This is a genomic window from Celeribacter persicus (assembly GCF_003050785.1).
Lineage (GTDB): Bacteria > Pseudomonadota > Alphaproteobacteria > Rhodobacterales > Rhodobacteraceae > Celeribacter > Celeribacter persicus.
The window spans coordinates 53,506-77,176 of record NZ_QAOH01000013.1 but is presented as its reverse complement, the minus strand read 5'-3'; the positions used below and the strand labels follow the sequence as shown (position 1 = coordinate 77,176).

The window sequence follows — 23,671 nt, the reverse complement described above, 5'->3', positions numbered from 1 at the left end:
TCGCTGACACAGACGAGTGACAATTGCGAAGAGCCGTTATGCACTTGCAGCAACCCCCTTGCGTGTGCAGCATAGGCCACACCTCCCCACGCCATCATGGACATTCCCGGCCGAAGGGGTTAAGTTAGCGCTAACGAATTTCAGACCGTCTCATGTGCCCATTTGGCCAGACCAGCAAAAGGCCCGTCATGCCCCTGAACGCCCAGATCGCCCCCAAAATCATCCCTGAGATTGCAAAAGTCACCCAACGCATCATCGACCGCTCCCGCCCGACTCGCGAAGCTTACCTCGCCCGGATCGACGCGGCGGCGGAACAGGGACCGGCGCGCGCGCATCTCTCCTGTGGCAATCAGGCCCATGCCTATGCCGCCATGGGCGAGGATCAGACGACGCTCGCCGACGGGCGTGCACCCAATATCGGCATCGTGACCGCCTATAACGACATGCTCTCGGCACACAAACCCTATGAGCATTACCCCGACATCATCCGCGAGGTCGCCCATCAGAACGGCGCCACGGCGCAGGTCGCGGGTGGCGTGCCCGCCATGTGCGATGGCGTGACACAAGGCCAGACCGGCATGGAGCTGTCGCTGTTTTCACGCGACACCATCGCACTCTCGGCCTCCATCGCCATGTCGCACAATTGCTATGACGCCGCGCTCTACATGGGCATCTGCGACAAGATCGTGCCGGGCTTGATCATGGCCGCCGCCGCCTTCGGCCATGTGCCCACCGTTTTCGTGCCCGCTGGCCCGATGACCACAGGCATCTCGAACGACGAGAAATCCAAGGCGCGTCAGAAATTCGCCACCGGAGAGATCACCCGCCGCGAGTTAATGGACAGCGAGATGAAGGCCTATCACGGCCAGGGCACCTGCACCTTCTACGGCACGGCGAACTCGAACCAGATGCTGATGGAGGTGATGGGACTGCACCTTCCGGGCGCGTCCTTCGTCAATCCGGGCACCGATTTGCGCGATGCCCTGACCCGCGAAGCCGCCAAGCGCGCGCTACAGATCACCGCTTTCGGCAATGAATACACCCCCGTGGGCGCGATCCTCGACGAAAAGGCTTTCGTGAATGGCGTCGTCGGGCTGATGGCGACAGGCGGGTCCACGAACCTCGTGCTGCACCTGCCCGCCATGGCGCGTGCCGCAGGCATCATTCTCGATCTGGAGGATTTCTCCGAGATTTCCGACGTGGTGCCGCTTCTGGCAAAGGTCTATCCCAATGGCCTCGCCGATGTGAACCATTTTCATGCCGCCGGCGGCTTGTCCTATCTGATCGGCGAATTGCTCGACGCCGGGTTGTTGCATGAGGACGTGAAAACCGTCGCCGGATCGGGCCTGTCACTTTACACCAAGGAACCGAAACTGCGCGATGGCGTGCTCACGTTTGAGCAGCCCGAGCGCGAGAGTGTGAACGACAAGATCCTCCGCCCCGCCTCCGATCCGTTCCAGAAAACCGGCGGTCTCAAGGAACTCAAGGGCAATCTCGGGCGTGGCGTGATGAAGGTCTCCGCCGTAAAGCCCGAACACCATGTGGTCGAGGCGAAAGCCCGGATTTTCCATGACCAGCATGACGTCAAGAAAGCATTTCAAGCGGGCGAGTTCACCGAGGACACCGTGGTCGTCGTCCGTTTCCAAGGCCCGCGCGCCAACGGTATGCCGGAGCTGCATTCCCTGACGCCGACGCTGGCCGTGTTGCAGGATCGCGGTCTCAAGGTGGCGCTTGTCACCGATGGGCGCATGTCCGGCGCGTCGGGCAAGGTGCCTGCCTGTATTCACGTCTCCCCCGAAGCCGCGACCGGCGGACCGATTGCCAAGCTCAAAGACGGTGATCTGGTACGCGTCGATGCCACGGCAGGCACACTTGAAGTGCTGGAAGAGGGGTTTGAGGCGCGCACGGCGATCACAGTCGATCTTTCTGCCAATACGGTCGGCATGGGCCGCGAACTGTTCGAAACCTTCCGTCAGAATGCAGGCCCGGCCACGACCGGGGCCTGTTCCCTGTTCTGAGCGCACACCGTCTCCCTTAGAGGTCGAGTTTCAAAAGCGGAAACGGTAGTCCGTTGTCGTCCACCTCCCGCCGCCCGGTTTCGCGAAAGCCAAGCCGGGCGTAGAATCCGCGCGCGGCGTGGTTGGTTTCGTAAACTTCAAGGCTCAGCCGGTATTTGAGCTTGCGGGCATGGGCCACAAGCATGCGGTCGATCCCCTGTCCCTGTGCCTCAGGTGCGACGAACAGCCCGCCGATCACGGCCCCGCCCGGTTGCGGCAACAGCCCGATGAATCCAAGCGGCACTGCCCCACGCAGCGCAACCCATGTTTCGGCCTTGGGCAGGTAGACGCTTTCCACCAACTCTTGTTGGTGATCGAGCTGGCGCGATGTGAAAAACGGATGTGCCCGCTCCGACGCCGCGCGCCAGATATGGGACAAGGCCTCGGTGTCTCCGACCTCGAACGGGCGGAGTGTGATGTCAGTTTCGGTCATGAGAAACTCTCAGGAAAAGCGCAGATGCGCATAAAAAATCATGCAACCCTTGTCGGGCCGCGCGTCATGCCATGACAGGCCATGCTGATTTTCTGCGCATAGATCTCCTTATCCTGAGGCATTCAGTTTCGCAGGAAACTTCGTCGAAGAAAAGCCTCCCCGTGTCCGGGAAGGCTATCCACTCAAAGCAACTGGCCCAGCGAGGCCGGATCAAAGCCCTTCAACTCATCGACTGCACCGCGTTTGACCTTCTCAGCCCAGGCGTAATCCGAAAGGAGCGCACGACCCACGGCGATCAGGTCGAATTCTTCCGCCTCCATCCGCTTTACCAGTTTATCAAGTGGCGTCACAGCCGAGCTTTCACCGCCAAAGGCGGCAAGGAATTCGCCCGAAAGCCCGACGGAGCCCACCGAAATCGTTGGCACGCCGGAGATCTTCTTGGCCCAACCCGCGAAATTCAGCCCCTCTTCGCCGTCGATCTCCGGAAATTCCGGTTCCCAGAAGCGGCGTTGCGAACAATGCAAAATATCGACACCAGCTTCCACGAGCGGCGTAAGCCAGCGTTCCATCTCATTTGGATCGGCGGCAAGTTTCACCGTGTAATCCTGTTGTTTCCATTGCGAAAGACGCAGGAGGATCGGGAAATCCGGCCCAACAGCGTCACGCACGGCCTTGATCACGGCGACAGCAAAGCGCGACCGCTCTTCTATGGTCTGACCACCCCAGTGATCCTCGCGCAGGTTGGTGCCCGCCCAGAAGAACTGATCAATCAGATAGCCATGCGCGCCGTGGAGTTCGGCCACATCAAAGCCAAGATCCCTGGCCGCCTTCGCGGAGGCGGCAAAGGCGGCAATCGTCGCCTCGATATCGGCCTCGCTCATCGCGACACCGCGCGGATCACCGGGACCGACCAGACCGGAAGGGCTTTCGACCGGCGCTTCGGGTTCCCACGCGCCCGCACGGGTCGAACCGGTGTGCCAAAGCTGCGGGCCCATCTTACCGCCTTCGCCATGAACGGCCCCGATCACCCGCTTCCAACCCGACAGCGCCTCATCGCCATAAAAGAACGGAATGCCCGGAAGATTGCGCGAAGCCGGACGCTCAATGACCGTACCTTCGGAAAGGATCAGCCCAACCTCATGGGCAGCGCGGCGGGCGTAATAGGCGGCATTGTCCGGCCCCGGAATGCCGTCGGGCGCCATACCCCGCGTCATGGGCGCCATGACGATGCGATTTTTCAGGCTCAGCCCCTTGTAGGTAAACGGACGAAACAGCGTCTCGATCGGTGCGGTCATCGCAGCGCTCCTCTGTATGTGTGTTCGGCTCATCTATGGTGGCGCAAACATGCGGCAAGACATGCAGGGGCGGCTTGACAAAAATGCACATGGGCAGGGGCTTTCCGTGCACCAGCCGCAGCGCAGGCTTTCATATTCGGAAATTTAGCGCTAACACTTACGGCGACTCCCATCCCCCATCAGGAGACAGATATGACCCCTCAGGACGCCAGCCAGAAATGCGCAGAGATTTGCGCCCTCGCCCCCGTCGTGCCCGTGCTCGTGGTGAAGGACGTGGCCCATGCCCGGCCTCTCGCCGAGGCGCTGGTCGCAGGCGGCCTGCCCGCGCTCGAAGTGACGCTGCGCACGCCCGTGGCGCTTGAGGTGATCCGCGAGATGGCCAAGGTCGAAGGCGGCGTGGTCGGCGCAGGCACGCTTTTGACACCCGAAGACGTGATCGCCGCGAAAGCGGCAGGCGCGACCTTCGGTGTGTCTCCCGGTGCGACCGACAAACTGCTCGACGCCTGCGAGGCGCATGACATGCCACTTCTGGCGGGCACATCGACCGCTTCGGACGTGATGAAGCTTCTAGAGCGCGGCTATACGGTCGCGAAATTCTTCCCCGCAGAGGCCAATGGCGGCGCCCCTGCGCTCAAGTCCATCGGCGCACCGCTGCCGCAGATGAAATTCTGTCCGACGGGGGGTGTTTCACTCAAGAACGCCCGCGATTACCTCTCTCTCTCCAACACGCTTTGCGTCGGCGGAAGCTGGGTTGCACCTGCCGATCTCGTCGAAAAGGGCGACTGGAAAGCCATCGAGGCGCTTGCCCGCGAAGCCGCCGCCCTGCCGCGTTGACCGCATAAATCCACGCTCAGGCGATTGCCCGCCGCCCGGTGGTGTCGCGCAATCGTCCCAACGCGACGCTCCGTGCGGTGATCACCAGAGGCCGCCTGCTCCCAATGCGACCAGAGTGTCATAGAGCGGGTGCCGGAGCGGCAATAGGCAAGGATCGGTTTGGGCATATCCTCGATCACACGGGCGAAAGCGGCGTGATCCTCCGCCGTCGCACCGCTCAGAGCGATCGGAATATAGGCGGTGCGCAGCCCGAGATCGCGCGCGATCTGCGCCACCTCTCTGAAGCCCGGCTGATCCGCCCCCTCGCCATCGGGACGATTGCAAACGATGGTCTTGTAACCAGCCTCCGCGATTTTGCGGATCTTGTTCAGATTCACCTGCGTGGCGACCGTAAACATGCCGTTTAATCGTTTGATCCTCATGTGAGTACCCTTTGATTTGTGCGTGAAAAAATGTTTTTCCCCACCATCCGCCCAAAGGGTAAACAGGCCCTAAATGAAAACGCCCCAAGAAGAGGCAAATCCCGCAAATTCGAAGAGGGTCCTGTGAAAAGCCCTGTGACATCGGGGCGGCTCAGCCGCGGCGCGCCCGCGACCCGCCACGCCTCCCACCCGGTCCGCTCAGTTTGCCCAAACCTTCGGTCAGCACCACGGTCATCGGATGAGACGGACCGGCCAACGGTGCATAGAGCGCCAGAAGCCGCCGGATCGCGATCTGCGGCGACAGGTCCGGGTCGATCTTGATCGCCCAGTCGAGAAAGATCGAGCGCGCCTCCGGCAGACCCAGCCCCTCGATCCGATAGGATTCGCGGATCAGCCCGCCGGGATCGAGCGCGGCGTCCACCTCGGGCAGGTCGCTGGTATAAGGATCTTTTTGCGCCATGGGGCACCTCCTGAGACGGGCTTACGCCCCGGGCAAGGGGCGCGCAAGCACGGAGGTGATCGCGGCGGCAGACGCGGCGGAGCGCGATTTCAGTTCCTCGGACAGAGCTTCCATGCTCACCGCCCCGTTCGAACGCATGAGGAACCCGCGCCCGCCCGCGCCCACGGCCTCCGGATCGAGCGCTTCTCCGGTCAGGAGCCGCGCCGCCGATTGCAGCCGCCACATCAGCCGGTAGGTCTCGACCAGAAGCGCATATTCGTCGCCGGTGAGCCAGTCCGCCGCCCGCCCTGCCCCAAGCTGGGTGTAGATGTCCTGTTCCGCACTGCCCGCCAGAAGCGCGGCAGTCTCAGCCAGAAGCTCGATGTCCATCATACGGCCGGGGCCGTTTTTCGGGTCCCAATCGCTGCCCGGTTTGGCCTCCGCCAGACGCGCGCGCATTTCAGTGGTCTCCTGACGTATGCGTGCCTCGTCCTTGGTGGCCGCGATCAGATCGGCCCGAAAATCATCCACGGCCCGCATCAGATCGGGGGCTCCCGCCAGCGCCCGCCCCCGGCTGAGCGCCAGATGTTCCCAGACCCAGGCTTCCTCGCGCTGATAGCTCATGAAGCTTTCGAGCGAAGTCGCCACCGGCCCCTGTTTGCCCGAGGGCCTGAGCCGCATATCCACCTCATAGAGCCGCCCTTCGGCGGTCTGGGCGGTCATGGCCGTGATCAGTGCTTGCGTCAGGCGCGCATAATAAGTCCGCGATTGCAGGGGCTTGCGCCCCTCCGACATTTCGATGCCCGCCGCGTCGTAGATCACGATCATGTCGAGATCGGAGGCTGCCGTCAGCCGCCCCGCGCCCAAAGAGCCCATACCCAGCACCATCGCGCCCCGCCCCGGTGGATCGCCGTGTTTGCGGGCAAACTCAGCGACAACCTGCGGATAAAGCGCCGCCACGCAGGCGGCGGCAATGTCGCAATATTGCGATCCGGCCTCATCCGCCGTGATCAGATCGCGCAACTGATGCACGCCCACGCGGAAATGCCATTCCTTGGCCCAGCGGCGGCAGGCGTCGAGTTGACGTTCGTAATCCCCGGCCTCTTCGAGATGTGTCGTCAGTAGGGCGATCAGCCCGTCGCGCCCCGGCCATGGGGCAAAGAACCGCCCGCCGATGACCGCATCGAGCACCTGCGCGTTGCGTGAAAGATAGCGCGCCAGATGCGGGGCGGTGGACACGATGTCGAGGATCAGGTCGATGAGCTGCGGGTTGGCCTCGAACAGCGCGAAAAGCTGAACGCCCGCGGGCAGTCCGCGCAGGAAGCCATCGAGATGGGTCAACGCCTCTTCGGGCTTGTCGAGCCGCTGGATGCGGGTCAGAAGCTCCGGTTTCAGCCGGTCGAAAATCTCCTGCGCCCGAGCGGTGCGCAGACAGGGATAGGTTGACCAGCGCGCCGTGACCTCCGCCTGTTCGGGCGACAGATCGGGTGTCGGCGCGGCCTCGCCGGGGGCAAAGAAATCTTCGGTCAGCGCATTGACCCGTTCGCAGCGTTCCGCAATCTCTGCGCGCATCGTTTCGACCGTCGTCCCCATGAGGGCGGCGAGCCGGTCGAATTCCTCGGGTGCGGTGGGCAGGCTGTGAGTCTGCTGGTCACGCAACATTTGGAGCCGGTGTTCGACCTCACGATGCGCCACGTAATCCCGGCTGAGTTGATCGGCCACCTCGCGCTCGACCCAGCCCTTTTCCGCCAGCTTCGCCAGCGCCGGAACCGTACCCCGCAGCCGCAGATCGGGATCGCGCCCCCCCGCGATGAGCTGCCGGGTCTGGGCGAAGAACTCGATCTCGCGAATGCCACCGAAACCGAGCTTCATGTTGTGGCCTTCGAGCTTCAACGCGCCTCCCAACCCCTTGTGCGCGCGAATTTTCAGCCGCATGTCATGGGTCTCACGGATCGCATTGAAATCGAGGTGTCGACGCCAGACGAAGGGTGTCATCGCCTGAAGAAACCGCGCGCCCGCGTCCTGATCGCCCGCGCAGACCCGCGCCTTGATATAGGCCGCACGCTCCCATGTCCGCCCGACGCTCTCATAATAGCGCTCGGCGGCTTCCATCGCGAAACAGACCGGCGTTACCGACGGATCGGGGCGCAAACGCAGATCGGTGCGAAAGACATAGCCCTCGGAGGTCAGATCGGACAGCGCGGCCATGGCGCGGCGCGTCGCGCGGATGAAGCCTGCCCGCGCCTCCATCTGGTCGATCCCGTCGAACCGTTCCTCATCGAACAGGCAGATGAGGTCGATGTCGGAAGAGTAATTCAGCTCCCCGGCCCCGTGCTTGCCCATGGCCAGCGCGAACATACCGCCGCAGCTTTCGATATCCGCCTCGGTCTGGCCGGGGATCTTGCCCCTGCTGATCTCCCGCGCCACATGCGCCCGTAGCGCCACATGGGTCGCCCGGTCGGCCAGAAGCGAGAGCGCGCCGGTAACCTCGGAAAGCGCCCAGACCCCGCCGAGATCGCAGAGCGCCGACAAAAGTGCGATGCGGCGTTTGGCCTGCCGCAGGCCGCTGTCGATCCGATCGGGGGGGAGCGCGTCGATCCGGGCGATTTCCGCCGCGAGGGCCGCCTCCGGGTCTGCCAGCCCCTCGGGCAGCCAGTCCGCCTCCTTGAGGATCAGCCCATGCAGATAGGGCGCAGACCCCGCCGCCCCCGCGATCACCTCCGCGCTCGCCCCGCTCAGATCGGGCAGCGCGGCACGCGCCTCTGCGCCACGCTCCGGTTCATAGGCGCGCGGGCTGCGGGTGATCCGGGTCTCGAATGTCATGACGTCTCCTCCAACTGCGCCAAAGCATCGCCTTTTCAGCACCTTGTGCAAGAGCAAACAACATGGTTTTTTCCCACCCCGAAGGAGTACCTCATGTCGAAAAGTCTCAAACGTGTCCAAGAGGCGTTGGCCGAAGCCGGTCTCGCGATCCATATCTTTGAGATGGATGGCTCCACACGCACCGCACAGGAAGCCGCCGATCAGGCCGGATGCCATGTCGATCAGATCGCCAAGTCGATCGTGTTCAGGGGAGGTGAGAGCGGCGTGATTTGCCTGTTCATCACGTCGGGCGGCGACCAGGTGGATATCGAGAAAGCCGCGCAGGTCGCCGGGGAACCATTGGAACGGGCTGATGGCAAGGAGGTGCGCAAGGTGACGGGCTTTGCCATCGGCGGTGTTTCACCAGTGGGACATCTGACCCCGCCGCGCGCGTTTTTCGACCCGAAACTTTCGGATTTTGTGACGGTCTGGGCCGCCGCCGGCACACCACGCCATATTTTCGAGATCGCACCTGCCGATCTGTTGCGGGTGTCTGGCGCACGGGTTGCGGATTTCACCGCTTGATCATCCCACCTGAATTCAACCTCGCTCAGCGAAGCCCTTAAGCAGCGCCGGGAACTCCACCATGTCCGGCATCCCTTCAAACACATGCTCGGCGGGCGTCATGACCCAAGGCAAGCGCATCCCTGCCATGGTCTCGATAAAGGGCTGGCACCAATCCTGTATCTCCGCGTCCTGCGTGTCGAAGAGCGTCGGACGGATGTTGGTCAGCGCATCGAACCCTGTGATCCGGGTGAACATCCATGTCTTGCAGGAAGGGCAGAAATAGTGGTCAAGCTCCGGTCCCTGTGTACCCCCCTTGACCACCTCGCCCGCCACTGTCAGCGTCTCCGACGGGATCATGGCAGTGAGAGAAAAGGCCGACGAACTCATTTTCTTGCAGCCATTGCAATGGCAAGCGGCAGTCATCACCGGCGCGGCTGACACCATGAGCCTGACCGCTCCGCAACGGCAGGCGCCGGTTTTGGGAAATTCTGGCATTGAGAACCCTCCTGATCACCAGCATGCACGGCTGAGGCCGCGCTGACCAGCCCTGCCTGTCAACGCCCACATCTAGCCTCGAAAACACCAGACAATCTATTGATTTCAAACGAAACTCAAAAATAATGTAAAAAACATTCACATACCCCCTTGCGCGACTATGCCGCGCTCCCCATTTTTGCAATGTGAAAGACATTCACATCCACTGAAACCCACGACACACATATCGAAAGAAAGATGACATGACCCAAGTCGCCTCCACATACACCCCCGCAGAAACCGCCACGAGCTGGTTTCGCCGGGCAGAGGCCTGGCTCGACGACAAAGGCAAAGGCGCCTGGATCGCGACCATGGTCCTCGGTTTCATCTTCGTCTGGCCTGTCGGCCTCGCCCTTCTCTTCTACATGATCTGGAGTAAACGCATGTTTGCCTGCAAATCCCGTCCCACCTCTCCTTTCGGCCGCGGCTGTGGCCCGCGCCATTCCCGTCACGAGCGTTTCCGCTCCATGCACGCCGCGATGCGCCCCTCCGGCAACACCGCTTTCGACGCCTATAAGGAGGAAACCCTGAAACGGCTCGAAGAGGAACAGGACCAGTTCGAAGCCTTCCTCGAACGGCTCCGCGCCGCCAAGGACAAGGCCGAATTCGATCAGTTCATGGACGACCGCGCCCGCCGCGCTTCCGAAGAACGCACCACGTCCGAGACCGATCAGGACGACAAAGACCAGGCCTGAGGACCGAATCGGGCAAGCCCAAAGCGGGCTTGCCTCCGTCGCAGGGAACAACGAGAATGCAGAGCATGAGTGATCATCGAAATCAAGACTGGCAAAATCAGAACTGGCAAACCCAACACTGGGGCCTGCCCGACCCCGACCGGCAGCCCGGCTTTTACGACAGCGTTCCGACCAAGCGTATGCTGGCCTTCGTCGTGGACCTGATTGTCGGTGTGGTGATCGCCGCGCTGATCGTGCCTTTCACCGCCTTCACGGGCATTTTCTTTTTCCCATTCCTCGTGGCCGTGGTGTCCTATGCCTACCGGGTGATCACCATCGCGAACCAGTCTGCAACCTGGGGGATGCGCCTCATGGGCATCGAGTTCCGCACCTCGAAAGGCGAACGGTTCGATCTCGGCATGTCCTTCCTGCACACGACACTTTTCACCGTCTGGTGCTCCATGGGCCTGCCGCAGGTGGTTTCCGTCATTCTGATGCTCACCACGGCGCGCAAACAGGGACTGTCCGATCTGATCCTCGGCTCCGCCGCAATCAACCGGCCGTCGGAATACTGATCCCCGAAACCCACCGGCAAAGATCAAAAAGGGCGCAGCCTTGCGCCCTTTGTCGTGTTTTCAAAGAAAACCGTGTCTAAGGCTTGCGAAATGAAACGGAGTTGATACCTTTCCCCAAAGCCGTTTACGCGACATTTGGAAATTCCTCGTAAGCCGACCCCATGCGTCACACCCTTCCCCTTGCGCCACAGTTCTACGTGACCGCGCCCCAGCCTTGCCCTTACCTTGAGGGCCGGATGGAGCGCAAACTTTTCACGTCGTTGCAAGGGGAACATGCCGAGCAGCTCAACGACAGCCTCTCGAAACAGGGGTTTCGCCGCTCGCAAAACGTGCTCTACCGCCCAACCTGCGCCGATTGCAACGCCTGCATGTCCGCCCGTATCCGGGTCGCCGATTTCAAACCCTCGAAATCGCAGCGACGGACGATCAACAAGAACAACTATCTCAAACGCGCTGCCACCTCGCCCTGGGCGACGGAAGCGCAATATGAGCTGTTCCGGGAATATCTGGAAACCCGCCACGCCGATGGCGGCATGGCCGATATGGATGTGTTCGAATTCGCCGCGATGATCGAGGAAACCCCGATCCGCACCCGCGTCATCGAATATTACATTCCCGGAGAAAATGGCACACCGCGCGAACTGGCGGCGACCTGTCTGACAGACTTGCTCGATGACGGGCTGTCGATGGTTTACTCGTTTTACAAGCCCGATCTGATCAAGGACAGCCTTGGCACCTATGTGATCCTCGACCATATCGAGATCGCGCGCGAGGCGGGGCTACCTTATGTCTATCTCGGATATTGGGTGCCGGGCTCCCCGAAAATGGGCTACAAGGCGCGGTTCTCGGCGCTTGAGGTCTATCAGGGCGGACAATGGATCGACCTGAAGGACCCGGACGACTTTTCCCCGGACACGCATCCGCTGGTATCGGAGCCGATCGCACAGCAGGTGGCGAAGATCGACCTGCCGGACATGCAGGGGCCGAAAACGACGCGACCGGAGTTTTAGCGCGAGTCTGGTGCAGTGATAAAAGACACGGATCGCCTGAGCCGCGTCTTCATCTCAAGTTACCCCTCAATGCACCTTCACCGTACCCATCATCGCGCGGGGATCGGTGCGCAACGTAGCGTTGATCAGCAGGCCCAACTGTTCCGCCAAAGACACCGCCAGCGGAGCGACATCGGCGCGCACCAGAAGCATCGCCATGAGGCAGGCGTCCTCGCGTTGACCGCGCGCGGCATGACGGACGAATTGGGCCAGCACCGCCTCATCGGCCCCGAGGCAGTCGCAGCTCATGCCATGGCTGACCAGAGCCCGGCGCCCGTGGCGCTCGAACACCATCATCATCTGATCGAAAATCTTGCCCATATCGCTGCCCCGGCGCAGCGCATCCGAGCCGCGAAACAGCGTGACGACCACGCGCCCCTGCTCATTGAGCTGCGAGAGCTTCCCCACCGGCTGCGCGCCGTCGAGGGCCTCTTCGGACAATTGGTCGATGGCACGAGCGGATTGGAAAGACATGTTCGGGCTCCTTATGGGGCTGCGCTGAATACCCTAGTCTTTTTATAAGACATTTCTCACAACGCAAGGGATTCTTTTTTCCATAAGAAAAGCCCCGCCGGTTGAGCGGGGCTTTGCGTGTTTTCTGTGCGGCGTGTCTACTTCGCCAGAAGGTTCGGCACGATAGTCACGATATCCGGGAACGCCCACAGGATTCCAAGTCCCAGCACCTGAATGAGCACGAAGGGAATGATGCCCTTGTAGATGTGCCCCGTGGTGACCGAGGCCGGTGCCACGCCGCGCAGGTAGAAGAGCGCAAAGCCGAAGGGCGGGGTCAGGAAGGAGGTCTGGAGGTTGACCGCGATCATGATCGTCACCCATTTCGGGTCCATCGTCCCGCCGTAGATCACCGGACCGACGATCGGCACCACGATATAGATGATCTCAAGGAAATCGAGCACGAAGCCGAGGATGAAAAGCACCAGCATGACCAGAAGGAAGACCGTGAACTCGTTGTCGAACGAGCGCAGGAAGCTCTGGATGTAATGTTCGCCACCGAAGGAAATCACCACGAGGTTCAGAAGCTGCGACCCGATCAGGATGGTGAAGACCATCGAGGTCACTTTGGCTGTCTCCCGCACCACGATGCCCAGAGTACCGTCGGAGAACAGCACCCAGCAGGCATAGAGGATGCCGAACATCGCATAATAATAGGCGCCAAGGGCGACGAGATAGGCAACCCAATCCTCGAAGGGCACATTGCCACGACCGAGACGCAGGTCGAAATTGCCGCCGATCAGCAGCATCACGACGATGGCAAAGGCCGCCGCGAGGATGATCTTGCCGGATTTCTTGTGATCGGCGAGCTTGCGATAGGCGGCGAGCAGCAAAGCGCCCCCGGCCCCGAGACCGGCGGCCGGCGTCGGGTTGGTCACACCGCCGAGGATGGAACCAAGAACGGCCACGATCAGCACCAGCGGCGGGAAGACCACGCGGAACAGCTCGTTCTTCGACAAATGATTCGCCGCTTCTTTGAGACCGTAGGCCAGAGCGATGAAGGGGATGAGGTAGATCACGAAAGCCGTGCCAGATGAGGTTTGCGGTCCGACAAAAAGCGCATCGAGCGCCAGAACGGCAACGATCCCACCTGCCCCGATCAGAAGCGGCACAGGGTTCGCAAAGGGGGCGACACCGCGCCCGAAGGCCAGCGTGATCGCCAGCATGACCATGACCGTCAGAAGGCCCGAACCGAGCTTCGGCGCATTGGCGATGGCATCGGCGGTCAAGGTTTCGATCTCTTCCGCTGTGCGCTGCACCGATTGCTGCGCTCCGCCGGACGCCTCAATCGCAGCCTGTTCGGCCACGGCCTTGTCCCAGGCGGACTGGCCGTGCAGTTCGATCATCGCGGTCTGACATTGCTGCGACACATTGGTGCGCAGGGATGCGGTCGCCCCGGCTTCGGTAAATTCGGAAACATGGATATCCTGCGAACCGGAAATCCCGAACTGCCCGGAGAACACCGCCCCCCCGATCAGCAACACCGGCACCGCGACCATCCAGAGTAGCCCGTCACGGCGGGTCATGGTCTCGTGGTGGGTGTGTTCAAGATGCACCGGTGGCGCCTTGTGCGGGTTGAACATGGCAAAGCCGAAGGCATAGAGCGCATAGAGACCGGCAAGGAACACGCCCGGCAGCATCGCCGCCTGAAACAGCGTTCCGACGGACACCACGGCAGGCTCGCCAAGATAGGTCAGCGCATCGGTACAGCCGGCGGTCTGCGCCCGCGCTTCCTGAGCAGCGGAATAGATGTCACCTGCCAGCGTGCCCAAAAGCACGATGACGATGGAGGGCGGAATGATCTGCCCGAGCGTGCCGGAGGCGGCGATGACCCCGGTGGCAAGCTGTGGCGAATAACCATGGCGCAGCATGGTCGGGAGCGACAAGAGACCCATGGTCACCACGGTCGCCCCGACGATGCCGGTAGAGGCCGCAAGGAACGCGCCCACGATCACCACGGAGACCGCCAGACCGCCCGGCAGCGGACCGAAGACGCGCGCCATGGTGGTCAGCAGATCGTTGGCAATTTTGGAGCGCTCCAGCACGATCCCCATCATGACGAACATCAGCACGGCAAGCAGAGTCTCGATGGAGGCCCCCGCGAAAACGCGCTCGTTCATCCGGTTGACGATGAAGGACAGGTTGCGGTCGACCGCCTGCTCCCAACCGCCGGGGAACAGGGACTCCGAGACCGTTGGCAAATCCGGGTATCGGAAATGCGAGATCATGTTGGGGTTCACCCCCGAGTTCACAAGATCGCGGTACGCCTGCGACCCGGTGTCGAGCGCCTCATGCACAAGGATGCCCGCACTGTCCAAAGCGGCGATGATCCCGAAGGACATCAGCCCCGCGCCGCCAATGGCGAAGGCCACCGGGAACCCTGTGAGAATACCGCCGAAAAGGCAGAGGAATACGATGATGAGGCCGATCTCTACGCCATCAAGTCCGAAAAACATAGTCTGTCCCTGCCTTTAATGTGTGCCTTCGTAGGCTTCTTCGCCCTCGCCGAGCGTGTCCTTGTCGAGATATTTCCCGGCGCTCTCCTCCCCCTCGATGAATTCGAGATAGGAGCGGTAGAAGAAAGCCAGCGCCTGCAGGATCACCAGAGCGATGAAGCACAGCATCAGGATCTTGAACAGGAAATAGCCGTTGAACCCGTTGGCGGAAAAGGAGATCGTTTCGACGTTCCATTTCACGATCCGAGCTTTCATCAGCATCCGGTCGAGCGCATCGGAGGCCGAGACCTTCGGCGTGATCAGATGCCGCCAGAGGAAGAACCAGGCGTACATCCAGGTCAGCAACGCGACCGGAAGCATGAAGAAGAGCGATCCGAACATGTCGATGGCCCGTTTGGTGCGGTGTTTGACACCCGCATAGACAAGGTCCACCCGCACATGCGCCCCCTGCACAAAGGCGTAGGACACGCAGAGCGCCACGACGAGCGCATTCTCGAACTTGAGGCTTTCGGAAAACCAGCCGACCGATTGGGTGAAACCGCCGCCGAAGGGCGACAGGGTGATCTCACCCTGCCGGAACACCGACTGGAGGAAAACGACCATGATCTGTTGCAAGACCATCAGAAGACCGGCCCAGGCGGCCACGCGCCCCGCCGTGTTGGCGATCTTTTCCAACCCGCGCACCAGCGCCCAGAGGAAGGGACGGTAGAGAAAGCCTATGAGGGTGATCACGATCACCACATCGAAAAACACGAACAACAGCTCTTTGGAGCCGCCGTAATAGACAAAGCGCAAAAGGCTTTCCTTGTTCGACCAATCAAGCCACAGGCCCGGATGGCTGATCGCATAGATGATGTGCCAGAACCCGAGCCCGAGGTTGACAACAAGGCTCACAAGCCCGTCCACCACGGCACCGAGAAACGACGCGCCGCTCTGTTCTTCCATCTCTCTTGTCCCCTTCCCGGACCGCCTGTCCCGCGCCCCGTTCCCAGTGAATTCCCAGTGAATGAAGCCTTTCGCGATAAACTTGAGATACAAGCTGATTGCGAAAGGCCCGCCACATAAATACGCCCGCACCACGTTTCCCGAAAATCTGTGATCGAGGCTTTTTCGCGAAACGCTTTGGCTGTTGTTATTCTGTCGGGCCGCTTTACGCCTCTGCGCCGCGATGAGCAACGCCCGGAGCTAAAAATGCGCGCGAAAACCGCGCGCATTTCCCGTTTTTTATGACGTTTTCACGGTTTACTCCGCGACAGTCGCCATCACGCGGTCGCGCTGCGGGGTGTAATTGCCGTCGGAACGCCCGATCCAGGCCGAAGTCGCCGCCATGGACGCCTCGTAATGGGTGCGGATCTCGGCAAAGATCTCGTCGCCCATATAGCCGTCGAGCACCTCTTTCGCCGCCGTCCCGAAGGCGGTCCAGACATCGTCGGAGAATTCCTTGAGCTGGGTGCCGCCCTGAATGAGACGCTGAAGCGCCGGGCCGTTGTTGGCCACGAACAGCGCGTAGTTGTGCTGATGACACTCCCCCGTCGCGATCTCGATGGCTTTCTGTTGCGAAGGTGTCAAGCTCTCGAACACTTCGAGGTTCGAGGTCACGCAGAGCGCCGCCCCCGGCTCGTGGAAACCCGCCGGGTAGTAGAAGTCGCAGACCTCTTGCAGGCCGAGCTTCTCATCCGACCACGGGCCGATCCACTCGGTGCCGTCGAGCGCGCCGGAGGACAATGCCTGGTAAATCTCGCCGCCCGGAAGCACCTGCACGGACGCGCCGAGTTTCGACACGGTTTCGCCGCCGAGCCCCGGCATACGGAACTTGAGGCCCTGGAAATCGGAGGGCGATTTGATCTCCTTGCGGAACCAGCCGCCGCCCTGACCGCCTGTCTGACCCGCGATGAAGCCCTTGAGGCCGAAAATCTCGCCGAGCTTGTGGTGCAGTTCCATGCCGCCCATTGAATAATACCACACCATCATCTCCGGCGCGGTCATCCCGAAAGGCACGGTGGTGAAATAGGCCAGCGCCGGGTGCTGCCCGGTGAAGTAATATTCGCAGCCGTGGTACATATCGGCCTGACCCGCGGTCACGGCGTCGAAGACCTCAAGGCCGCCAACAAGCTCGCCTGCGGCTTTCGCGTCGATGGTAAGCTGACCGTCGGTCAGCGCATCGACATTGGCGGCGAAACGTTCGACGGAATCCCACACGCCCGCCAGACCGCGCGGCCAGGTTGTAACCATGGTCAGCGTGCGTTTGCCCTGCGCGTAAACCGGCGCGGCCAGCGTCGATGCGGCCGCAGCGGAGGCGCCCCCCAGAGCAGAGGTTTTCAGAAAAGAACGGCGATCCATAGAGTTTGTCCTCCCAAGATTGTCTATGGCTATGGCAGTCTGCCCGGCCCCTTCCCTGCGCATGTTTCCCCCCGTCAAAGAACTCAGCAGCTCCTCGCGACCGGACATGGCGGGTCCTTCACGGACAAACCGAACAAATCGTGATGTTAACGTTATCGACGCCGATGAGGTCTTGAAATACCCAACACTACGCAGGCCGCGATTTTTTGTGACTGCCTCTTGCGAAATTTCGCAACTTTCATTCAACTTGACCCGAAAAACCGCACAATTGACGCATCGCCCTGTGCCGTTATCCTGCGATTCACCACATCACCAAAGGACCCGCAAGATCGCCGTCCCCTTCCCCGAACTGACCTATGCGCGCAAGCTCTTCCTGCTCGCCACGCTGCCGCTGATCCTGTCCGTGGCGGCGATTGCGCTCGTGGTCGCGCATCAGTCGCGCACCATGGCCGAACGCGAGATCGCCGAACTGGAGGAGCAGATTCTGAGCGCCAAACGGCAGGAGTTGCAGAACTACCTGCAACTCGCACGCAATTCGATCACCACGGAATACAGCCCCGCGCCCCCCGATGACGAAGAAGCCAAGCTGCGGGTGACGCAAATCCTTGCCGCCATGACCTATGGGCAGGACGGGTATTTCTTTGTCTATACCTACGACGGCACCAACCTCGTGGCGCCGCGCGACACAAGGCTGATCACCCGAAACTGGGCGGGTCTCACCGACAGCGCGGGGACGCCCATCGTGGATGAACTGATACGGCTCGCCCGACAGGGCGGAGGGTATCACAGCTACCTCTGGCCAAAGCCCTCGACCGGCGAAGAAGCACAGATGATGAGCTATGTGATCGGGCTTCAGGACTGGCAATGGGCGATCGGCACGGGGGTGTTCATCGACGATGTGCTGCGCTCGGTGGCCGCCGCACGCGCCGAGGTGGAAGACCGCGTGACACGCACCTTCGGCTATATCGGCACAATTACCATGGCCGCCGTGCTTTTGGTGTTCCTGTCCGGACTGACGATCACCATCCGCGAGCGGCGTCTGGCGGACGGCAAGCTTAAGAAGCTCACCCAGCGCATTTTCGACACCCAGGAAGAGGAGCGCGGACGTGTGGCGCGCGAGTTGCATGACGGGATCAGTCAGATTCTGGTAGGTGTGCGCTACGCCCTGGAACTTGCGCGGCGACAGTTGAAATCGGGCGATCCGAAAGCCCCCGCAAGCCTCGACCGCAGCGTCGAGATGCTGGGGGGCGCAATCGGCGAGGTGCGCCGGATTTCCCGCGACCTGCGCCCCGGCATTCTCGACGATCTGGGGCTTGGACCCGCGCTGAAATCCCTCACCGAGGAATTCGAAACTCGCACCGGGATCAGGACCGAGCTGGAGACCGTGGTCTTTCGCAACCGGCTCGACGAGGAAGCCCGGATCGCGCTCTTTCGTATCGCGCAGGAGGCTCTGACCAATATCGAGCGTCATGCGGGCGCGACGGAAGTGACCATGAAACTCGCGGGACATCGCAAAGGCGCGACGCTGCTCATTTGCGACAACGGGCGTGGATTCGATCCGGCGGATGTGGGCAAACGCGGGCGGGGGCTTGGCCTTCGCAATATGGCGGAACGCATGGAACAGCTCGACGGCAGCCTGACGATCACCCCCCGTCACCCCGGCACCTCCATTGACGCAACCGTCCCCTTGAAGCATATCCTTCCGCCCGCGACCTCCGGTCGCCCGCCCGCCCCGATTGGAAGTGCCCGATGAGTATCACACCGACCCGCGTCCTGATCGTCGACGACCACCCGATGGTGGCGGAGGGCATTCGTGCGCTTCTGGAAACCTTCGAGGATATCGAAGTGGTCGGCACGCTCTCGAACGGGCGGGAAGCGGTGGATCAGGTCGGGGCGCTGGCTCCGGATGTGGTGCTTCTCGATCTCAACATGCCGCAGATGGGCGGGCTGACGGCGACGGAACTTCTGCTGGAGCGCCGCCCCGAAACCCGCATTCTCATCCTGTCGATGCATGACAGCCCGGAATATATCGGCGCCGCATTGAGCCATGGCGCGAAGGGCTATGTGCTCAAGGACGTGCCGACAGACGATGTCAAGGACGCCATCGACGCGGTGATGCGGAACGAACAATATCTCTGCGACGGTGCGCAAGCCGCGATCAAACCCACAAAAATCCGCGACGGGCGAGAGCCCCTGACCGACCGGGAAACGACGATCCTTTTGGAACTGGCGCAGGGTAAATCCAACAAGGAAGTGGCCTGTGCACTGGATATTTCCGTGCGCACGGTGGAAACCCACCGCAAGAACATCAAGCGCAAACTGGGGATTTCCTCGACCGCAGGGCTTACGCGATATGCCATGGAGCACGGGGTGTTACAGGGAACGGGACGGTTTTAAAACGCCCCCACGGGCGCTTGCCTCCGGCGGGAGTATTTGCCCCACGGAAAGACCTCAAGCCGACTGCGATCCACCATGACCAGAGCTCGCCTCAAGGCCACCAACACGCTGTCCAAATGCAAAAAGCGCGGGAGGTGTCTCCCGCGCGTATCAAAATTTCTCAAGCTTTCGAGCCGATCACTCTTCGAGCATCGCCAGAACGCGATTGCGCTGAGCGGTGTAGAAGCTGTCGGACTGCCCCATCCAGCCGGAGGTGGCTTTCATCGCCTCTTCCACGGAAGTGCGGATTTCAACGAAGAGATCGTCATCCATGTACTGATCCAGAACCTCTTTCGACGCACGCCCGAAAGCCTCCCAAACATCGTCCGGGAATTGCTTGATCTGGGTGCCACCCGCGATCAGGCGTTGCAGCGCCGGGCCGTTGTTGGCGAGAAACAGTGCGTAGTCGAACTGGTTGCACTCGGCGGCGGCGTTGTCGATGATCCGCTGCTGCGCGGGCGTGAGCGACTGGAACACCTCAAGGTTGGTATTGACGGAGAGCGCCGAACCCGGTTCGTGGAAACCAGCGGGGTAGAAATAGTCACAGACCTCTTGCAGACCGAGACGTTCGTCGGACCACGGGCCGACCCATTCGGTGCCGTCAAGCGCGCCGGAGGACAGCGCCTGATAAATGTCGCCCGCCGGCATCACCTGCACGGAAGCGCCGAGCTTGCCGACCACTTCGCCGCCGAGACCCGGCATACGCAGTTTCAGCCCCTGAAAATCGGCAACCGAGGTGATTTCCTTGCGGTACCAGCCACCGCCCTGCGCGCCGGTCTGGCCGCCGATGTTGGTGTGCAGGCCGAAAATCTCACCGAGGTTGCGGTGCAACTGCTGACCGCCGATGCCATAATACCACACCATCATCTCCGGCGCGGTCATGCCAAACGGCGAGGTGGTGAAGAACGCCAGAGCCGGGTGCTGACCGGTGAAGTAATAATCGGCGGAGTGGTAGATGTCGGCCTGCCCCGAGGTCACGGCGTCGAAGACCTCAAGCCCGCCGACGAGTTCGCCCGCAGCCCGCGCCTCGATGGTGAGCTGACCGTCGGACATGGTTTGCACGGCATCGACAAAACGCTCCACCGCGTCCCACACCCCCGCCAGACCGCGCGGCCAGGAACAGACCATGGTCAGGGTGCGATTGCCCTGGGCATAGACCGGTGCGGCCAGCGTCGAGGCAGCGGCGGCAGAGCCACCCAGCGCGGAAGTTTTCAGAAAAGAGCGGCGATCCATGTTGTGTCCTCCAAAAGGCGCGCGAGGGAAAGCCCCGCGCCAAATCGCGCGCACCATAGAGAGGGGCTGCGGAAGATTGAAGAGGGGAAGACGCGACATTTCGCGCGAATGTTGCGCAGAGATGCAGAAGGGGGGATGGTTTATTGCGGAGGGGGGGCATTGAGCTGAATAAAAACTCCTCCAAGTTCAAATGATTGTTCGCTCCAACGCCAATTATCGCCCTTTCTTTGCAAGGTACGAAAACTCAGTCGCTCCGGCTTGCATTGCTAATTTAAACCACTCTTCTTTCATGTCAGGGACTTCTACATATGTTGCAGCAACCTTCGAAAGAAGTTCAGCATATACCATCGCTTTTTCGGCAGTTTCTCCAAGATAATCAAAAAATCGAATTTGATCAGGAGGATAATTGAGGTCAGTTTCTGTATCGAATACTCTATGGCCTGTACTCGGATCAGTGTAAGTATTTATAACTGTTTCCAGAACAAACCACGATAAAATGAGGGCGTTACTTTCATCCACATCTCCAAGAGTAGAGAATGACTGAGGTAGCCACTCGAAAGTTTTATCCACCAACTCCGGCACGAGATGACCAACGTATTTATTACGAATATACTTAAAGAACTCAAAAGCTTGTGAAAGCTCCCCGTGTAATTCTCCAAGTTCAGGGTGATCTTTATACAAAGCACGGGCGGTCGAGGCCACATCTGCGATATTTGCAATTTCCAACATTATGTGACGAAAATAAAGTAGCCTTAAACAGTATAGTTCGACCGCACGCTCCATATTAGGCTCTTCTTCTCCGTGCCCCAATCTGCCTGCAGCATTGTGCGCAGTACGTAGACCAAGATATGAGATTTTAGCTGCAGTACATATATACCTGTAATTCATCAACTCACCCGTAAAATCACTTAAGAAAGTACATATAGTCCATCACTAGTCTCGTTAAAGGATCTTCAAGTCACGCTACAAAATAAGGGGCGCGGCTTTCACCGCACCCCTCGCCTGATAAAATCCTAAGACGGGATCGGCTTACCCGATCAGCGCGCCATCCTCACGCCACACGGCGATCACCGACGAGCGCGGTTTGCCCGCGCCGTCCGGCCAGGAGCCGCCCGGGTGCTGGATGCCCACAAAAGCCACTTTCTTGTCCGGGGACCAGGTGAGACCGGTGACCTCGGCGCCGTTCGGCGCGGTGAGGAAGCGGCCGATTTCGCCGGTTTCCGTGTTGCCGATGAGCATCTGGTTGTTGCCCTGACCGGCGAACTCGCCTTCATTGCTGTCGTCGCCATCGGTCTGGATCCAGAGGTAACCGTCGGAAGAGAACGCCATGCCGTCCGGGGAGTTGAACATGTTGCCTTCGTTGACGTTCTCGGAGCCCGCATAGGCGTTGTCGTAAACGGTCGGATTGCCGGCCATGACGTAGAGATCCCAGCCGAATTTGTCGGAACCGTGATCTTCGCCTTCCGGGCGCCAGCGTACGATCTGGCCGTAGTTGTTGGTCTCGCGCGGGTTCGGACCCATCGCCGGTTGCTCATCACCGCCCGCGTTGGTTTTCACACCGCGGTTCTTGTTGTTGGTGAGCGCGCAATAGGCTTCGCACTTGAGCGGGTTGGCGGCGATCCATTCCGGGCGGTCCATGGTGGTCGCGCCGACTTTGGAACCTGCTTCACGGGAGAACACGAGGATCTCTTCGATCGACATGCCGGTGGTTTCCGGCGTCAGGGCCAGCCATTCTCCGGTCATGTCGTCGTTGAACTTGGCGACATAGAGCGTGCCATCGGACAGCAGGCCTTCGGTCGAGCCACCTTCGGTGTAGGTGCCGTTGGAGACGAATTTATACATGAATTCGCCGCGCTCATCGTCGCCCATGTAGACCACGACGCGACCGTCGGCAGCCTGCACCATCTCGGCGTTCTCGTGTTTGAAGCGGCCCAGAGCAGTATGTTTCACCGGGGTCGAGGACGGGTCGAGCGGATTGATCTCGGTGACCCAGCCGTGACGGTTCGGCTCGTTCGGCTCTTTCGAGAGATCGTAACGGGTGTCGAATTTCTCGTAGGCGTAGCGGCCTTCGCCCCCGATGCCATAACGCTTGAGACCCTCGGTCACCTCATACTCGCCGGTCGCGCCGAAGTAGCCGTTGAAGTTCTCTTCACAGGTCAGGTAGGTGCCCCAGAGGGTCTTGCCGGAGCCACAGTTGTTCATGGTGCCTTTCGGGCTCATGCCTTCGGGGTCCGCATTGGTTTTCACCAGATCGGACCCGGCGGCCGGGCCGTCCATGGTCATCTGGGTCTCATGGGTGATACGACGGTTGTAGGGGCTGTCAACGACAACCTCGAACCCGTTGCCCATGTCGGCGACTTCCATGACGGTCACGCCCTGCATGTTCTTCAGAAGCGTCACTTCATCGGCGTTTTTCGGCATGCCTTCGGAGTCGGCAGGCAGGTTGATCTTCGGGTTCACATATTCGGAGTTGATCGCGAGGATCGTCTTGTCGCCATCGGTGAAGGTCTCCATCCCGTCGGTGTTCTCGCCGAAGACCTTGTCGGACATCTCGACGGAAACGCCGGTTTCCGGGGAATAGGCGTCCTTCGCCTCGGAGAACAGCGCATCGCCCCAGCGCACGAGCACTTTCCACTGGTAGCCTTCCGGCACATGGATGTCGAAATCGGTGGCAATCGGGATCGGCTTGAAGGTGAAGGCCGCCCCTTCCGCGCGCGCCGCGGTGGTGGAGGACAGGAGGCCAGCAGACCCCATGGCAAGAGCACCGGACCCGAAGGCCAGCGCACCGCCAAGGAAACCGCGACGGGAAATGGCGCGCTCCACGACCGCGTCGAAACCGTTGTTGTCCGGGCGCGGGTCGCGCATCTCGTCAAAATCGTCCCATGACAGGTCGACGATGTCCTGATCTTTCATATCTCGCTCCATTGAGTGCGTTGCTTGAGAATCGATGACGCCGCACCTGGGCACAGGCGCGTCTTCTGGCGCATCAGGTGCCAATCGCGCGCAACAGCGAGG

20 protein-coding genes and 1 pseudogene are annotated in these 23,671 nt (G+C 60.9%); 8 read left to right on the top strand and 13 right to left on the bottom strand.

Annotation, left to right across the window (positions count from 1 at the left end):
* Nucleotides 1–188: 188 nt before the first annotated feature.
* Nucleotides 189–2,018 (top strand): phosphogluconate dehydratase, encoded by a 1,830-nt coding sequence (gene edd, locus C8N42_RS15240; RefSeq protein WP_107817433.1) that lies wholly within the window; start codon nt 189–191, stop codon nt 2,016–2,018.
* 16 nt (nt 2,019–2,034) lie between these two features.
* Here the strand turns inward: edd and C8N42_RS15235 are convergent, their stop codons facing one another.
* The gene (locus C8N42_RS15235; protein ID WP_107817432.1) at nt 2,035–2,490 is read right to left on the bottom strand and encodes a GNAT family N-acetyltransferase; all 456 of its coding nucleotides are present in this window, start codon (nt 2,488–2,490) and stop codon (nt 2,035–2,037) included.
* A 182-nt stretch (nt 2,491–2,672) separates the two neighbouring features.
* Complete coding sequence (locus tag C8N42_RS15230) at nt 2,673–3,785, bottom strand: NADH:flavin oxidoreductase (protein ID WP_107817431.1); 1,113 nt, start codon at nt 3,783–3,785, stop codon at nt 2,673–2,675.
* A gap of 192 nt (nt 3,786–3,977) precedes the next feature.
* On the opposite strand from C8N42_RS15230, the gene eda reads away from it, so the two are divergent.
* Nucleotides 3,978–4,619 (top strand): bifunctional 4-hydroxy-2-oxoglutarate aldolase/2-dehydro-3-deoxy-phosphogluconate aldolase, encoded by a 642-nt coding sequence (eda, locus tag C8N42_RS15225; RefSeq protein ID WP_107817430.1) that lies wholly within the window; start codon nt 3,978–3,980, stop codon nt 4,617–4,619.
* A gap of 26 nt (nt 4,620–4,645) precedes the next feature.
* Here the strand turns inward: eda and C8N42_RS21915 are convergent.
* The 3 genes and pseudogenes from C8N42_RS21915 to C8N42_RS15210 form a co-directional block, all read right to left on the bottom strand.
* Nucleotides 4,646–5,041 (bottom strand): annotated as a pseudogene (locus C8N42_RS21915) (protein tyrosine phosphatase family protein); the annotation flags it as partial.
* Between the two features lie 151 nt (nt 5,042–5,192).
* Nucleotides 5,193–5,501: a hypothetical protein gene (locus tag C8N42_RS15215; RefSeq protein ID WP_107817428.1), complete on the bottom strand. Its 309-nt coding sequence runs from the start codon at nt 5,499–5,501 to the stop codon at nt 5,193–5,195.
* A 21-nt stretch (nt 5,502–5,522) separates the two neighbouring features.
* A complete protein-coding gene (locus C8N42_RS15210) occupies nt 5,523–8,303 on the bottom strand; it encodes a [protein-PII] uridylyltransferase family protein (protein WP_107817427.1) in 2,781 nt (926 codons plus the stop codon).
* 93 nt (nt 8,304–8,396) lie between these two features.
* Between C8N42_RS15210 and C8N42_RS15205 the strand changes: the two genes are divergently transcribed.
* Entirely contained in the window at nt 8,397–8,867 is a 471-nt protein-coding gene (locus C8N42_RS15205) for a YbaK/EbsC family protein (RefSeq protein ID WP_107817426.1), read from the top strand.
* 15 nt (nt 8,868–8,882) lie between these two features.
* On the opposite strand, the gene C8N42_RS15200 is transcribed toward C8N42_RS15205, so the two are convergent.
* On the bottom strand, nt 8,883–9,344 hold the full coding sequence (locus tag C8N42_RS15200; RefSeq protein ID WP_107817425.1) for a GFA family protein: 462 nt from the start codon (nt 9,342–9,344) through the stop codon (nt 8,883–8,885).
* Nucleotides 9,345–9,586: 242 nt separating this feature from the next.
* On the opposite strand from C8N42_RS15200, the gene C8N42_RS15195 reads away from it, so the two are divergent.
* From C8N42_RS15195 to C8N42_RS15185, 3 genes are all read left to right on the top strand, one after another.
* A complete protein-coding gene (locus C8N42_RS15195) occupies nt 9,587–10,078 on the top strand; it encodes a DUF2852 domain-containing protein (RefSeq protein WP_107817424.1) in 492 nt (163 codons plus the stop codon).
* A 65-nt stretch (nt 10,079–10,143) separates the two neighbouring features.
* Nucleotides 10,144–10,632, top strand: coding sequence for an RDD family protein (locus C8N42_RS15190; RefSeq protein ID WP_107817466.1), 489 nt, complete (start codon nt 10,144–10,146; stop codon nt 10,630–10,632).
* Nucleotides 10,633–10,793: 161 nt separating this feature from the next.
* Entirely contained in the window at nt 10,794–11,642 is an 849-nt protein-coding gene (locus tag C8N42_RS15185) for an arginyltransferase (RefSeq protein ID WP_107817423.1), read from the top strand.
* A 66-nt stretch (nt 11,643–11,708) separates the two neighbouring features.
* Here C8N42_RS15185 and C8N42_RS15180 read toward each other — a convergent pair whose 3' ends face one another.
* From C8N42_RS15180 to C8N42_RS15165, 4 genes are all read right to left on the bottom strand, one after another.
* Nucleotides 11,709–12,155 (bottom strand): hypothetical protein, encoded by a 447-nt coding sequence (locus C8N42_RS15180; protein ID WP_107817422.1) that lies wholly within the window; start codon nt 12,153–12,155, stop codon nt 11,709–11,711.
* A gap of 137 nt (nt 12,156–12,292) precedes the next feature.
* Entirely contained in the window at nt 12,293–14,647 is a 2,355-nt protein-coding gene (locus C8N42_RS15175; RefSeq protein WP_107817421.1) for a TRAP transporter large permease, read from the bottom strand.
* Nucleotides 14,648–14,662: 15 nt separating this feature from the next.
* Nucleotides 14,663–15,592, bottom strand: coding sequence for a TRAP transporter small permease subunit (locus C8N42_RS15170; protein ID WP_107817420.1), 930 nt, complete (start codon nt 15,590–15,592; stop codon nt 14,663–14,665).
* A gap of 297 nt (nt 15,593–15,889) precedes the next feature.
* Nucleotides 15,890–16,987 (bottom strand): TRAP transporter substrate-binding protein, encoded by a 1,098-nt coding sequence (locus tag C8N42_RS15165; RefSeq protein ID WP_107817419.1) that lies wholly within the window; start codon nt 16,985–16,987, stop codon nt 15,890–15,892.
* Between the two features lie 328 nt (nt 16,988–17,315).
* Here C8N42_RS15165 and C8N42_RS15160 point away from each other — a divergent pair, with 328 nt between their 5' ends.
* Entirely contained in the window at nt 17,316–18,740 is a 1,425-nt protein-coding gene (locus tag C8N42_RS15160; RefSeq protein WP_107817465.1) for a cache domain-containing protein, read from the top strand.
* Entirely contained in the window at nt 18,737–19,384 is a 648-nt protein-coding gene (locus C8N42_RS15155) for a response regulator transcription factor (RefSeq protein ID WP_107817418.1), read from the top strand. The genes C8N42_RS15160 and C8N42_RS15155 overlap by 4 nt, the downstream gene beginning before the upstream one ends.
* A gap of 177 nt (nt 19,385–19,561) precedes the next feature.
* Here C8N42_RS15155 and C8N42_RS15150 read toward each other — a convergent pair whose 3' ends face one another.
* The 3 genes from C8N42_RS15150 to C8N42_RS15140 form a co-directional block, all read right to left on the bottom strand.
* Complete coding sequence (locus C8N42_RS15150; protein ID WP_107817417.1) at nt 19,562–20,656, bottom strand: TRAP transporter substrate-binding protein; 1,095 nt, start codon at nt 20,654–20,656, stop codon at nt 19,562–19,564.
* 213 nt (nt 20,657–20,869) lie between these two features.
* The gene (locus C8N42_RS15145) at nt 20,870–21,439 is read right to left on the bottom strand and encodes a hypothetical protein (RefSeq protein WP_107817416.1); all 570 of its coding nucleotides are present in this window, start codon (nt 21,437–21,439) and stop codon (nt 20,870–20,872) included.
* 246 nt (nt 21,440–21,685) lie between these two features.
* Nucleotides 21,686–23,569 (bottom strand): PhoX family protein, encoded by a 1,884-nt coding sequence (locus tag C8N42_RS15140; RefSeq protein WP_107817415.1) that lies wholly within the window; start codon nt 23,567–23,569, stop codon nt 21,686–21,688.
* Nucleotides 23,570–23,671 lie beyond the last annotated feature (102 nt).